Source organism: Enterobacter cloacae complex sp. P24RS (assembly GCF_014982165.1).
GTDB lineage: Bacteria > Pseudomonadota > Gammaproteobacteria > Enterobacterales > Enterobacteriaceae > Enterobacter > Enterobacter quasihormaechei.
Genome location: NZ_JADCKU010000007.1, coordinates 23,093 through 37,355, shown reverse-complemented (window position 1 = coordinate 37,355; position 14,263 = coordinate 23,093). Strand labels below are relative to the sequence as shown.

Here is a 14,263-nt window from a genome sequence, read left to right as displayed (position 1 = left end):
TTCCTTAGTGCAAACCAAACACGTTAAGCATGGTGGAGAGCTTCACGCCCGTCTCGCGCCACTCGCCCACCGGGGAGGAAGCAGGCACAATGCCCGCGCCGGCAAACAGGCGAACGGTATTTTGATGCAGCCGCGCGCAGCGGATGGTCACCACCCACTCGCCGTTGCCTTCGCTGTCGCACCAGCCAACGATGCCGCCGAACAGTTCGCGGTCGAAGGGCTCCAGCTCGGCAATAAGTTCTTTTGCCGCCTGATGCGGGAAACCGCTCAGCGCCGGGGTCGGGTGCAGCAGGCAGGCGAGCGTCAGGGCGTTTTCGTTTTCACGCGCCTCGCCTTCTACTGGCGTCGCCAGGTGCCACAGCGTCGGGGTGGTGATGAGCTGCGGGGAAGCCGGCATGCTCAGTTGATGGCTGCGCGGTTCCAGAATAGTTTTCATCGCCTGAGTGACCAGGTCGTGTTCGTGACGATCTTTTTCAGAGGCCAGCAGCTTATTGCCCGCCTCGCGATCCAACACATCATCCGGCTGACGCCGCGCGGAGCCTGCCAGCGGCAGGGAGCTAAAGTGCGCGCCCTCTTTGCGCAGCAGCAGCTCCGGGCTGGCGCCCAGCAGCACGCCGCCATCTTCCAGCGGCACGTGGAAGTTAAAGCTCGCCGGGTTCTGGGCGATCAAACGCTCCATCAGCGCACCGCTATCAATGGTTTTGTCGGTAGCGATATCAATCAGGCGCGACAGCACCACCTTATTCACCTGCGGCGTGGCGGTGAGCGACGCGGCGCGGGCGACCATCTCCTCGAAAACCGGCTGCGGTGGGATCTCGGTGCGTTGTTGCACGTTCAGCGTCTGTGCGCCGGAGGCGTAGCGTGCAGTCTGCTGACGCGCAGGACGAGAGAAGGTCTGCCAGCGCTGCGGAATAAACAGCGACGACGGTTTGCGGGTATCGAAGGGGATCGCCCCTACCATTACCGGATGGGCAATGCCGCTGTTTTTCGCATTTCTGAAAGCCTGAGCCAGTTTTTGCTGAAAGGCCCCCGCCGGATCGTCACCGCCGACGGCGGGTTCAGAAAAACGGGCAAAACAGCCGGACGTGGTAAAACTGCGGTAAGGCGACATAAAGAAAAAGCTGTCTGATTGCAGCGTGGTCGCGGTGTGCTGAACTTCCTCAGCCAGGGACGTGTCCATATCATCCTCCTTAAAATGATAAAAGAAGCAATAATGATTATCATTTATATTTTCGTCGGCTAACCTAATCCCACAGCGCGCCGCTGTCAACCGTCGGGCCATTAACTTGTGCGACAAACGCTTGCATCCCTTCCCGGCAACCATGAAAATGAGAAGCATTATCTTCAATAAAAACAGGATGCCGCTCTGTGAAAATCGCTGCCGTTTGCCGCAATGCCCTTCTTCTGACAGGACTTTTTGTTTTAGGACTAACCTCAGCCGCCGCCGACGACTGGCCGCGCCAGGTCACAGACAGCCGCGGCGTGCACACGCTTGAGAGCAAGCCGACGCGCATTGTCTCCACCAGCGTGACCTTAACCGGCTCCCTGCTGGCCATTGACGCGCCGGTCATTGCCAGCGGTGCGACCACGCCCAACAACCGCGTGGCGGATGCGCAGGGGTTCCTGCGCCAGTGGGGCGATATCGCGAAACAGCGCAAAGTTGCCCGGCTGTATATCGGCGAGCCAAGCGCCGAAGCGGTGGCCGCCCAGATGCCGGACCTGATTCTAATCAGCGCCACCGGCGGGGATTCCGCGCTGGCGCTCTACGATCAGCTCTCCGCCATCGCCCCGACGCTTATCATCAATTACGACGACAAAAGCTGGCAGGAACTGCTGACCCAGCTGGGCACGATGACCGGGCATGAAAAACAGGCCGCTGAACGCATCGCCGCATTCGACAAACAGCTCGCGCAGGTGAAACAGCAGATGAAACTGCCGCCGCAGCCGGTGAACGCCATCGTCTACACCGCCGCTGCGCACACGGCGAACCTGTGGACGACAGAATCGGCGCAGGGCAAGCTGTTACACCAGCTGGGCTTTACGCTGGCGGCGTTACCCGATGGGCTGCACACCTCAAAAAGCCAGGGCAAGCGTCACGACATTATTCAGCTGGGTGGAGAAAACCTGGCGACAGGGCTGAACGGCGAAGGGCTGTTCGTGTTTGCCGGTGACGAGAAAGACGTGAATGCGATTTATGCCAACCCGCTGCTGGCGCATTTACCGTCGGTGAAAAACAAGCGCGTCTGGGCGCTGGGAACGGAGACGTTCCGCCTGGATTATTACAGCGCGATGTTGGTGTTACAGCGTTTAGATTCAATTTTTAAATAATTGGCATATTCCCCGTAGGCCCGGTAAGCGCAGCGCCACCGGGCGTTTTGTCGGGTGGCGGCTACGCCTTACCCGACCTACAGGGGCTGAACCGCCGCAATTCCACCAGCGTCACCAGTAAGATCGCGCCAACCATTGCTAACACAAACCCGCTGCTGCTCGCCGACGCCACCGGAGTCATTATTGCTCCCAGCCCGCCGAGGATCGCCGCGCCAATCGCATCGCCCGTCACGTTCTGCGCCGTCCACAGGCCGTTGATACGCCCCAGCATCCCTTCCGGCGTCTGGGTCTGGATCAGGGTGTACTGTAAAAGTGAGCTGACCGCGCTCAGCCAGCCGAAAATCACCAGACACATCACCCCCAGCGCCCAGACCGGCATCAGGCTGAAGAAGCCGATGGCGATAAACGAGGCCAGCGTCGCCACCAGCATAATCAAGCCCGGACGCGCGCTTTGGGCCAGGTTACCGCTGGTCAGCGCTCCGCAGGCCGCGCCGAGCGGAATGGCGGCGTACAGCACACCAATCTCTGAGGCGCTCATCTGCCACTCTCCCGCCAGCGCCGGGTAAAGCACGCGCACGGCGCTCGCCATGGTCAGCAGGCCGCCGAGCAGCGCAATGCCGCCAATCAGCGGGTTACTGAACAGAAAACGAATCGCGGCCATTAACGACTTCAGCGGGTGCTCGCGCGGCTGCGGCGGCGGTGGCAACAGCGGCAGACGCAGCAGCGTCAGCGTGGTGATAAAGGTTCCCGCCGCTGCAAGGCCATAGTTCCACGCCACGCTGCCGGTGGCCAGCAGCAGGCCGCCGACCATCGGCGAAATCACCGAGCCGAGGCGGACGGTGAGCATGGTGATCGCCCCCGCCTGCATCAGGTTCTCGCGCCCCACCAGCGCGGGCGTCGCCGCCAGCAGCGCCGTCACGCCGAGCGAGGCGAAAAAACCGTCCCACAGGCCAAGGGCATAAATCGCCACCAGCGACGGCTCCGGCAGCATCGCGTTCAGACACAGCCCGATAAAGCCCACCCCGCAGGTGCCGCGCGCCAGCAGGATCAGCTTCTTACGCTCGTAGCGATCTGCCAGCACGCCGCCGACCATCAGGCCGATAAACATCGCCCCGCCGGTTAAGGTCACGGATAACCCCACCAGCCAGCTGGAGTGCGTCATGGTCTGGATCTGGACGGGCACGGCGACGCCGAGCAGGCCAAGGGACAAAATGGAGATAAAACGGGCGATAAAGACCGCACGAAACGCCGGGTGCGTCTTAAGCAGGCTGAGGTTAAGCAGCCAGGATTTTTGATTCATGACAAGGCCTTGAGTCTATTTCTACCAATTCCATGGGCGCACATGCTAACATAGCCAAATAAGATAGATAACGATAATCACTATCATTATCAAATCATGGATGTTGCTATGTCGTTTTCCTCTTCTGCGGTGCGCGCCATTGCCGTGCCCGTATTATTGCTACTGCTAATCCTTGCGATTGCACTCAGCCTGCTGGTCGGCGCTAAACCGCTGCCCGCGTCCGTTATTGTCGATGCGCTCTCCGGAACCTGTCAGAGCGCCGACTGCACCATCGTGCTCGACGCTCGCCTGCCCCGTACCCTTGCCGGACTGCTGGCCGGCGGCGCGCTCGGCCTTGCGGGTGCCCTGATGCAAACCCTTACCCGTAACCCGCTGGCGGACCCCGGTATTCTCGGCGTGAACTCCGGCGCAAGCTTTGCCATCGTGCTCGGCGCAGCGCTGTTCGGGTTAACGTCGCCCTCTGAACAGCTGGTGATGGCTTTCTGCGGCGCGCTGGCGGCCTCGCTGGTAGTGGCGTTTACCGGCAGTCAGGGCGGCGGCCAGCTCAGCCCGGTACGCTTAACCCTGGCAGGCGTGGCGCTGGCGGCGGTGCTGGAAGGTCTGTCCAGCGGTATCGCCCTGCTCAACCCGGACGTGTATGACCAGCTGCGCTTCTGGCAGGCCGGTTCGCTGGATATCCGGACCCTTGAAACCTTAAACGTGGTGGCGATCCCGGTCATTATCGCCGCCGTCGTGGCGCTGTGTTTAAGCCGGTCGCTGAACAGCCTGAGCCTCGGCAGCGACACCGCGACCGCCCTCGGCAACCGCGTGGCGCGCACGCAGCTGACTGGCCTGCTCGCTATCACCGTGCTGAGCGGTAGCGCAACCGCCGTGGTCGGCCCGATCGCCTTTATCGGCCTGATGATGCCACACATGGCGCGCTGGCTGGTGGGCTCGGACCACCGCTGGTCGCTGCCGGTCACGCTGCTGGCGACCCCTGCACTGCTACTGTTTGCCGACGTGCTGGGCCGCCTGCTGGTGCCCGGCGAGCTGCGCGTCTCGGTGGTGAGCGCGTTTATCGGCGCGCCGGTGCTGATCTTCCTGGTACGTCGCAGACGCGGGGGTGGCGCATGATGGCTCCGTCCCGCCGTTTACTCACCAGTGTCTTCCTGCTGGCCATCGCCATTACTCTGCTGGCGGTCTGGAGCCTGCAAAGCGGTGCCGTAACGCTTGATTTCGCGCAGGTCTTTCACGCCCTCACCGGCAGCGCGCCGCGTAACATCACCATGGTGGTCACCGAATGGCGACTGCCGCGCGTGGCGATGGCGATCCTGGTGGGTGCGGCGCTTGGCGTCAGCGGCGCGATTTTCCAGTCGCTGATGCGTAACCCCCTCGGCAGCCCGGACGTGATGGGCCTGAATACCGGCGCGTGGAGCGGCGTGCTGGTGGCGATGGTGCTGTTCGGGCAGCATCTGACGGCCATTACCTTTACGGCGATGGCGGGCGGCATTCTGACCTCGCTGCTTATCTGGGCCCTGGCCTGGCGCAACGGCATTGACACCTTCCGGCTGATCATTATCGGGATCGGCATCCGCGCGATGCTGATGGCGTTTAACACCTGGCTTTTGTTGCAGGCGTCTCTGGAAACCGCGCTCTCCGCCGGGCTGTGGTATGCCGGTTCACTTAACGGCCTGACGTGGGGCAAAACCTGGCCCGCCGCGCCGCTGATTTTGCTGATGTTTATCGGCGCCCTGCTGCTGGTACGCCGGATGCGCCTGCTGGAGATGGGCGACGACAGCGCCTGCGCGCTGGGCGTGAGCGTTGAGCGTTCGCGCCTGATGCTGATGCTGGTCGCGGTATTGCTGACCGCTGCGTCCACCGCGATTGCCGGGCCGATCTCGTTTATTGCCCTTGTCGCGCCGCATATCGCGCGGCGTCTTAGCGGCACCGCACGCTGGGGCTTGACCCAGGCTGCCCTGTGCGGTGCGATGCTGCTGCTGGCCGCCGATCTCTGCGCCCAGCGGCTGTTTATGCCTTATCAACTTCCGGTGGGCGTGGTGACCGTCAGCCTCGGCGGGATTTACCTCATCGTCTTGCTCGTTCAGGAGTCACGCAAGAAATGACAGATTCAACAACCCGCTTGCGCGGCGAAAACTTGACCCTCGGCTATGGCAAAAAAATCATTGCCCGTGATTTAACCGTCGCCATTCCGGACGGCCACTTCACCGCGATTATCGGTCCGAACGGCTGCGGCAAATCGACCCTGCTGCGCACCCTGAGCCGCCTGATGTCGCCGACAGAGGGCAGCGTATTCCTCGACGGAGAGCAGATCCAGCGCTTCGCTAGCAAAGAGGTGGCCAGGCGCATCGGGCTGCTGGCGCAAAACGCCACCACGCCGGGAGATATCACGGTGCAGGAGTTGGTCTCGCGCGGGCGCTACCCACACCAGCCGCTGTTTACCCGCTGGCGCAAAGAGGACGACGAGGCCGTGAAGCGCGCGATGGAAGCAACGGGCATCACCGATCTGGCTCAGCAAAGCGTGGATACCCTCTCCGGCGGACAGCGACAGCGGGCGTGGATCGCGATGGTGCTGGCGCAAGAAACCGCCATTATGCTGCTGGACGAGCCGACGACCTGGCTGGACATCAGCCATCAGATTGACCTGCTGGAGCTGCTGAGCGAGCTGAACCGCACGCAGGGGTACACCCTGGCGGCGGTGCTGCATGATTTAAATCAGGCCTGCCGCTACGCGACGCATCTGATTGCGCTGCGCGACGGCGAAATTGTGGCGCAGGGCGCGCCGAAGGAGATTGTGACGCCAGAGCTGATCGCGCGGATCTACGGCATGCGCTGCATGATTATTGACGATCCGGTGGCGGGTACACCGCTGGTGGTGCCGTTAGGTCGGCGGTAATTGCCGGACCCGGCCTACAGTCAGCTCCCGTAGGCCGGGTAAGGCGTAGCCGCCACCCGGCGCTGTTGACGTTACTCCAATATTTCCCTCAACACCGGTCCTATCTTCTCGAACGCCTGCGGTGAAATGATATCCACGTGGGCGCAGTCCTGGCTGTAGACCTCCAGCTCGCCCACCCACGGCGCCCAGGCCGTATGCGGATTCATCGTTCGCGTACGTTCGGCAACAAACAGCGTCGCTTTACCGTCGAACCGTGAGCTGTGCGCGGTGGTGAGCAGCCGCACCGCGTCCGCGTAGTTGCCTTCAATGGTGTTAAACAATTCGCTGGAGCCCTGCCCCTGCTGGGCGGCGATAAACGCCTGACGCTCGCGCTCGATCTCCGCCAGCACTTCCGGGTCTAGACCGTTGGCCTCTTTCTCCGCCCAGTTCTGGGTTTCCGGCGGCCAGGTATCCAGCAGACCAAGAAACGCCACCGCTTCGCCCTGCTCGCGCAGACGCGCCGCAATGCCCTGCGCCAGCGTGCCGCCGAGCGAATAGCCGAACAGATAATACGGTCCCTGCGGCTGCTGCTTACGCAGCGTTTTCAGGTGATGTTCGATCACCCCATCGAGATCCGCGCACTGCTGCATCGGGCCGTTTGGCCGCGGCGACTGAATGCCGACGATGGACCAGCGCGGGCTGAGGTAACGCGCCAGGACGCTGAACTGCCAGGCAAAGCCGGACGCCGGATGGAAGCAGAACAGCGTCGGGCCGTTGCTTTCACGCAGCGGCAGCAAGGTTTCATACCCCAGACGCTGCGCCTGTTCGTCGCTCAGTTGCGAGTCCAGCAGCGCGCTGAGCTTGCCGACCGTCGAGGCGACCATAATCTGCCCCGGCGTGACCTTGCGGCTGAACGCACGGCCAAGCTGTGCCGCGAGGCGCATCGCCAGCAGCGAGTGGCCGCCGAGGGCAAAGAAGTCGGCGTCGATATCGTTCACTTCGCAGCCCAGCAGCGCGGAAAACGCCTGCGCCACGGCGGCTTCGGTTTGTGTCTCGGGCGCGCGACCGGAGGTTTTGCTGGTCAGCTCCGGCAGCGGCAGCGCCTTGCGATCCAGCTTGCCGTTGGCGCTCAGCGGCAGCGCGCTGATTTGCAGCAGCACCACCGGCACCATATGCGGCGGCAGCTGTGCCCTGAGCGAGTCCAGCAGCGCGTCGCGATCCAGCGGCAAACCGGATTCGGACACCACATACCCCACCAGCTGGCGGGCATCGCCGCCCGTTGCCGCTGCCTGGTTGAACACGCACGCATGCGCCACGGCCTGGGCCACGTCAGGCAATGACAGCATCGCCCGGTCGATTTCGCCCAGCTCAATGCGCTGACCGCGGATTTTCAGTTGGTCATCGCTGCGGCCCAGATATTCCACCGCCCCGTTGTCCAGCCAGCGGGCGACGTCTCCGGTGCGATACATCCGCTCGCCTGGGGCAAACGGATCGGCAATAAAGCGGCTGGCGGTGAGGTCGGGGCGTCCCAGATACCCCTGAGCCAGCTGAATGCCGGTGAGATACAGATCGCCCGCCACGCCGAACGGTACCGGGCGCATCATCGCGTCCAGAATGCGCAGCCCCGTATTCCACACCGGGAAGCCGATCGGCACGCTGTTGCCCTCCACCGCCGCCAGCTCCGGGCCGTACGCCGGATACCAGCTCACGTCCACCGCCGCTTCGGTTGGGCCGTAGAGGTTGTGCAGCGGTACATGAGTGAGCTGCTCCCACTCGCGGCACAGCGCCGTTGGCAGCGCCTCGCCGCTACAGAACACCTGCTTCAGCGTCCTGCAACAGTCGACGTTTTCCGGCGTCAGCGAGGCGACAAACGCCGCCAGCATCGACGGCACGAAGTGGGTGGTGGTTACGCCATATTCTGCGAAGAAGCTCTGCATCGCCTGCGGGTCGCGGTGCGCATCCGGCTCGGCCATCACCAGCTTTGCGCCGGCGATAAACGGCCACCAGAACTCCCACACCGACACGTCAAAGCTGCACGGCGTTTTCTGCGCCACGACGTCATCCGCCGCCAGTGGATAATGATCCTGCATCCACTTCAGGCGGTTAACGATGGCGGTATGCCCCACCATCACCCCTTTCGGGCGTCCCGTTGAACCTGAGGTAAAGATGATGTACGCGGTCTGCTCCGGCTTCGCCAGCCGCAGAGGTTCAGCGTCCGTGGCCGGCAATAGCATGTTGTAACTAAGCGAAGGTATCGGCAGATCGTTAAAGCGCGGAAGCTGCGCGTCGGTGGTAATGAGAAGCGACGGCTTCGCGTCCTCCAGCATCATCCGCAGACGATCGTCCGGGTAGCCGGTATCCAGCGGCAGCCAGGCGGCACCGGCTTCAACAATGCCGTGCAGCGCCAGGGTCAGGAACACCGAACGCGGAAGCGCCACCGCCACGCTGTCGCCGGGCTTCACGCCGCGCGCGCGCAGCAGGGTTGCCAGCGCGATCACCTGTTCGCGCATCTGGCGGTAGTTCAGCTCAATATGGGCATCCGCCAGCGCGGGGGCGTCCGGCGTTTTGTTTGCCTGCTCCGCCACCAGATCCGCCAGCGTGGTGGAAGGCAGCGCCAGGCCAGTATCGTTGATGCGCGCCAGCCGGGCGTATTCCTGCTCGGATACGGTTTCCACGGCGCCACAGCGCAGGTCCGGGTTCGCGGCAAACTGCGCCAGCATCGCGTTCAGGCGCGAAACGTGGCGCTTCAGCGTCGCGTCGTCGTAACGCTGCCTGTTGGCGAGGATCTCAATGCTTAATCCGCCCTGCTCGTCCGGGAACAGCGCCAGCTCAAGATCGTTCACCGGGCCGGTCGCCAGTGTGTGGGTGATGGCCTCCACGCCGTCGATATCCAGCTGATAATCGAACACCTTCACGTTCAGCACCGGCCCAAACAAGGGTTCGTCCCCTGCGGCCCGCCCGCTGTCGCGCACGATCTGCTCGGCGTCGTAGCGCTGATGGCGGCGCATTTTTTTCAGCTGGTTCGCCAGGCGCAGCGCCAGCTCCGGCAGGCTCTCAAGCGGATTAATATTCACCGCCAGCGGCAGGACGTTAAGCACCGGGCCGGTTGCGGTCAGCGCGGCGGACCCCATGCGGCGCATAAAGATAAACCCGGCGGCGTAGTCCAGCCGTCCGGTGAGGCGGCCGAGCCACAGCGCCACCAGCGCAAGCGCCAGATCGGTGCGCTGTGCCTGCCCGGCGGCCTGCGCCAGCTGGCTAAAGGCGCGAGCGTCCATGGCAATTTTCAGGCGCAGGATGTCGGTAGTGGCGGCGCGTCCCGGCAGCGGCGCGGAGGAGAGCGAGACCGGAGGAGGAAGCTGTTTGCGCTGCCCGGCCCAGAAAGCACCGTCGCGCTGCCAGGCCTCGCTGTCGCGATAGCGCTGATACTCGTCAACAACCTCGGCGAACGGGGTAAACGGTGAGGCTGGGGTGGGTTCCCCTTTCTTCCATGCAGCGTAAATTGCGGCGATCTGGCGGGTAATCGCCGGGAAACTGAAGCCATCCACCACCAGATGGTGATAGCGCTGATACCAGTACCAGCGGTTGTCACCGACCTGAATCAGCTGATGGAAAGCGAGCGGCTGACCGCTGTCCACGCGCAGATCCTGACTGAGATCGGCCTCCATCAGCGCCACGGCAGCGTCGTGAGAATCAACGCGAACGATGGACGGCTCCGGCAGGATCAGGGTCTCATCGACCCACTGCCAGACCTCGCCGTTATCTTCAGCGAAACGCGTGCGCAGGGTATCGGCCTGCATCATGCCTTGCGCAATGGCTTTTGCCAGCAATGGCGCGTCGATATTGCCTTTCAGCTCGGTGTAGTGCGCCACGCTCCAGGCGTTTGGCAGCGAGGAAAGCTGCTCTGCCATCCAGATACCCGGCTGGGCGGCGACGAGAGGAAGACGGTTCATGCGCGCTCCCCCGCAAAACAGGACGGCTCAAGCGTCTGCCAGCGTTGCGCCAGCCACTGCTGGCACGCCTCCTGAGAGTGCGGTTCGCAGACCACGCGCCAGCCCGCAGGCAACTCGCACTGCTGCGGCCACAGGCTGTACTGCCCCTGGTCATTTTGCAAAATGGCGAACTGTCCCTGCGGATTATCGAAAGGATTGATGAATTCCATACAGACTCCGTTATTGAATGAGCGGCTGCCAGAGGGTCATCAGCCCCTGCGTCAGCCCACCGCGCCAGCAAAGCGCATCGTGTCCGCCGTCAACCTGACGCCAGAATACCGGTTGCAGTGCGTGTAGTTCGGCGTAAATCGCCTGGTTTGCGCGCAAGATAAGCGGCTCATTGCGCCCGGCCTCAAGGACGATGCGCAGCCCGCGAGCGGTTTTTTCACCCGCTTTAAGTTGTTCGATGAGCAGCCCGTCCTGCTGTGCACCGCGGTGCGGCCACCAGTAAGATCCGGACTGGCTGAGGATGCAGCCAAACCGCTGCGGCCAGTTAAGGCCGGCATAGAGCGAAGAGAGCCCGCCGAAGCTCTGGCCCGCCACCACGGTGCGATCGGCGCGATCGCTGAAGGGCGCAATGCTGTTCACCTGCGGGAGAAGCTCTTCCTGCACCGCCAGCCAGAAATCAGGGTTGCAGGGCAGCTCGCGGCTGCGGTGCGCGGTGTCTATCACGTCGATCAGCACGTAAACCGCTGGCGGCAGTTTGCCTTCACGGGTGAGCGACGCCAGCGCGGGCCAGACGGGCATGCTTTCGGCCCAGAACTGCCCGTCGAGGAAGACCGCCAGCGGGCGACCGGGGTTATCATCGCCGGTGGTAAAAATCCACACGCGGCGACGGTTCTTCAGGCGCGCGCTGTCCCACGTAATGCAAACGGGCTTTTTATAAGGCGTATCGGGATGGTTCCAGCCCGGCTGAACGGGGGCCGCAGGCATTTCCAGCGCCGAGACGGCGTGCCCGCGCCCGCCGCGCCAGCTCTGCACATTCAGCGGGTCAGAAATTGCGTGCGGCAGCAGTTTTCGCCAGCCTTCGCGCAGCGCCATGCGGTCCGGCTGCTCGCCTTCAAACACTGCATCGGAAAAATCGTTTTCGTTATCGGAGGGGATAAAACAGTAGCTGCCGCGCCATTCGGGGCTGAACTCCCCCTGCCAGTGCCAGACGTCGGTATCCGGGATACGTTCAAGCGATTGCGGGCGGGCATTCTGATGGTGGTCGGTCACGCCGGTAACGTAGAGCCAGACGCGCTTGATCGTTGAGGTCTGCTGGGTTCCTGCCGGGTCCCGCCACCAGAATGTGACGCGATAGTTTTCCTCATGACGTTCCCATTCCGGCCCGTTTTTCGTCTGCCACCACGCTTCACTTCCGGTTGTTAACGCCGTCACCCTTATAACCCCATGTTTAACAATATTTTTTGTTTCAGAGCAAATTTTATTGATAATATTATTGATAACTATTTGCATTTGCAATAGCGTATTGCCCGCGCTGTGGGAAGCGCGTTCATAAATAACCATAAAAGCGGGACGTACAATGAATAAGAAGATTCACTCTCTGGCCTTGCTGGTCAATTTAGGGATTTATGGCGTCGCGCTGCCCGCCATGGCAGACGACAACGCCGCCTCCGCGCAGCACGAAGACACCATGGTGATCACCGCCGCCGAGCAGAATTTGCAGGCGCCTGGCGTGTCGACCATCACCGCCGATGAGATCCGCAAAAACCCGCCCGCGCGGGACGTGGCGGAAATCATCCGCACCATGCCGGGCGTTAACCTGACCGGGAACTCCACCAGCGGCCAGCGCGGGAACAACCGTCAGATCGACATTCGCGGCATGGGCCCGGAAAACACCCTGATCCTGATCGACGGCAAGCCCGTCACCAGCCGCAACTCGATTCGCCTGGGCTGGCGCGGCGAGCGTGATACCCGCGGCGATACCGGCTGGGTGCCGCCGGAGATGATCGAGCGCATCGAAGTGATCCGCGGCCCGGCCGCTGCCCGCTACGGTAACGGCGCGGCGGGCGGCGTGGTGAACATCATCACCAAAAAATTCGACGACCAGTGGCACGGCTCCTGGAACACCTACCTGAACGCGCCAGAACATAAAGACGAAGGTTCTACCAAGCGCACCAACTTTAGCCTGAGCGGCCCGCTGGGCGGCGACTTCAGCTTCCGCATGTTCGGTAACCTGGACAAAACCCAGGCCGACGCGTGGGACATTAACCAGGGCCATCAGTCTGACCGTACGGGCGCTTACGCCAACACCCTGCCCGCGGGCCGCGAGGGTGTAGAGAACAAAGACATCAACGGCGTGGTGCGCTGGGACTTCGCGCCGATGCAGTCGCTGGAGTTTGAAGCGGGCTACAGCCGCCAGAACAACCTGTATGCGGGTGACACGCAGAACACCAACAACGACAACGCGCTGGTGAAGAAAAACTACGGCAAAGAGACGAACCGTATTTATCGCCAGAACTTCGCCGTGACCTGGAACGGCGGCTGGGATAACGGCATTACCACCAGCAACTGGGCGCAGTACGAACACACCCGCAACTCCCGTCTGGGCGAAGGGCTGGCGGGCGGTCTGGAAGGCCTGTTCAACAGTAATAAATTCACCGATACCGATCTGGCCGACGTGATGCTGCACAGCGAAATCAACCTGCCGATTGATTTCATTGTGAACCAGAACCTGACGCTCGGCACCGAGTGGAACCAGCAGCGGATGAAGGATTCAACCTCCTTCACGCAAACTCAGCAGGGTGGCACCATCCCGGGCATGAGCGAAGACCGTAGCCCGTACACGTCAGCGGAGATCTTCTCCCTGTTCGCTGAGAACAACATGGAGCTGACCGACAGCACCATGCTGACCCCTGCCCTGCGCTTCGATCACCACACCATCGTGGGCAATAACTGGAGCCCGTCCCTGAACCTGTCGCAGGGTCTGGGGGATGACTTCACCCTGAAGATGGGCATCGCGCGTGCCTACAAAGCGCCAAGCCTGTACCAGACCAACCCGAACTACCTGTTGTACAGTAAAGGCCAGGGTTGCTACGCCAGTTCCGACGGCGTGGGCTGCTACATGATGGGTAACGACGATCTGAAAGCGGAAACCAGCATCAACAAAGAGATTGGCCTGGAGTGGAAACGCGACGGCTGGCTGGCGGGCGTGACCTGGTTCCGCAACGACTACCGCAACAAGATTGAAGCGGGCTACGCGCCGATTGGCCAGACCTCCACCGGTAAAGTCACCACCGATATCTACCAGTGGGAAAACGTGCCGAAGGCGGTGGTGGAAGGTCTGGAAGGCTCCCTGAACGTGCCGGTCAGCGACACCATCAACTGGACCAACAACATCACCTATATGCTGCAAAGCAAGAACAAGGAGACCGGCGATCGCCTGTCGATCATTCCGGAGTACACGCTGAACTCGACCCTGAGCTGGCAGGTGCACCAGGATGTGTCATTGCAGTCGACCTTCACCTGGTACGGCAAGCAGCAGCCGAAGAAGTACAACTACAAAGGTCAGCCGGTGACCGGGTCTGAGAAAGACGAAGTCAGCCCGTACAGCATCGTTGGCCTGAGCGCCACCTGGGACGTGACCAAAAACGTTAGCCTGACCGGCGGCGTGGACAACGTCTTCGACAAGCGCCAGTGGCGCGCGGGTAATGCCCAGACGACCGGAAATGCCACCACCGGTGCGTATATGTACGGTGCGGGTGCCTACACGTATAATGAACCGGGTCGCACCTGGTACATGAGCGTGAATACACGTTTTTAAGGCACTGA

At 62.2% G+C, this 14,263-nt stretch carries 10 protein-coding genes; 5 read left to right on the top strand and 5 right to left on the bottom strand.

Annotation, left to right across the window (positions count from 1 at the left end):
• Window positions 1-4: 4 nt before the first annotated feature.
• On the bottom strand, window positions 5-1,180 hold the full coding sequence (gene entC / locus INF58_RS09275) for an isochorismate synthase EntC (protein ID WP_107534891.1): 1,176 nt from the start codon (window positions 1,178-1,180) through the stop codon (window positions 5-7).
• Between the two features lie 188 nt (window positions 1,181-1,368).
• Between entC and fepB the strand changes: the two genes are divergently transcribed.
• Window positions 1,369-2,328, top strand: coding sequence for a Fe2+-enterobactin ABC transporter substrate-binding protein (gene fepB / locus INF58_RS09270; protein ID WP_107534890.1), 960 nt, complete (start codon window positions 1,369-1,371; stop codon window positions 2,326-2,328).
• Window positions 2,329-2,389: 61 nt separating this feature from the next.
• Here fepB and entS read toward each other — a convergent pair whose 3' ends face one another.
• Window positions 2,390-3,628, bottom strand: coding sequence for an enterobactin transporter EntS (entS, locus tag INF58_RS09265; protein WP_063866039.1), 1,239 nt, complete (start codon window positions 3,626-3,628; stop codon window positions 2,390-2,392).
• A gap of 108 nt (window positions 3,629-3,736) precedes the next feature.
• On the opposite strand from entS, the gene fepD reads away from it, so the two are divergent.
• The 3 genes from fepD to fepC are packed head-to-tail and all read left to right on the top strand — an operon-like array spanning window position 3,737 to window position 6,521.
• Entirely contained in the window at window positions 3,737-4,741 is a 1,005-nt protein-coding gene (gene fepD / locus INF58_RS09260; RefSeq protein ID WP_063866037.1) for a Fe(3+)-siderophore ABC transporter permease, read from the top strand.
• Window positions 4,741-5,730, top strand: coding sequence for an iron-enterobactin ABC transporter permease (gene fepG / locus INF58_RS09255; RefSeq protein WP_120266909.1), 990 nt, complete (start codon window positions 4,741-4,743; stop codon window positions 5,728-5,730). The genes fepD and fepG overlap by 1 nt, the downstream gene beginning before the upstream one ends.
• Window positions 5,727-6,521 carry an iron-enterobactin ABC transporter ATP-binding protein gene (gene fepC / locus INF58_RS09250; protein ID WP_028012291.1) on the top strand — a complete coding sequence of 265 codons (795 nt, stop codon included), beginning with the start codon at window positions 5,727-5,729 and terminating at the stop codon, window positions 6,519-6,521. Before fepG ends, fepC begins: the two co-directional genes overlap by 4 nt.
• 71 nt (window positions 6,522-6,592) lie before the next feature.
• Here fepC and entF read toward each other — a convergent pair whose 3' ends face one another.
• From entF to fes, 3 genes are read right to left on the bottom strand one after another with little or no spacing between them, the layout of a single operon-like run.
• Complete coding sequence (entF, locus tag INF58_RS09245) at window positions 6,593-10,450, bottom strand: enterobactin non-ribosomal peptide synthetase EntF (RefSeq protein ID WP_193527556.1); 3,858 nt, start codon at window positions 10,448-10,450, stop codon at window positions 6,593-6,595.
• The gene (locus INF58_RS09240) at window positions 10,447-10,659 is read right to left on the bottom strand and encodes an MbtH family NRPS accessory protein (protein ID WP_193527555.1); all 213 of its coding nucleotides are present in this window, start codon (window positions 10,657-10,659) and stop codon (window positions 10,447-10,449) included. Before INF58_RS09240 ends, entF begins: the two co-directional genes overlap by 4 nt.
• Window positions 10,660-10,669: 10 nt before the next feature.
• The gene (gene fes, locus INF58_RS09235; RefSeq protein ID WP_193527554.1) at window positions 10,670-11,869 is read right to left on the bottom strand and encodes an enterochelin esterase; all 1,200 of its coding nucleotides are present in this window, start codon (window positions 11,867-11,869) and stop codon (window positions 10,670-10,672) included.
• Between the two features lie 145 nt (window positions 11,870-12,014).
• Here fes and INF58_RS09230 point away from each other — a divergent pair, with 145 nt between their 5' ends.
• Window positions 12,015-14,255 carry a TonB-dependent siderophore receptor gene (locus INF58_RS09230; RefSeq protein WP_107534884.1) on the top strand — a complete coding sequence of 747 codons (2,241 nt, stop codon included), beginning with the start codon at window positions 12,015-12,017 and terminating at the stop codon, window positions 14,253-14,255.
• Window positions 14,256-14,263: the final 8 nt, after the last annotated feature.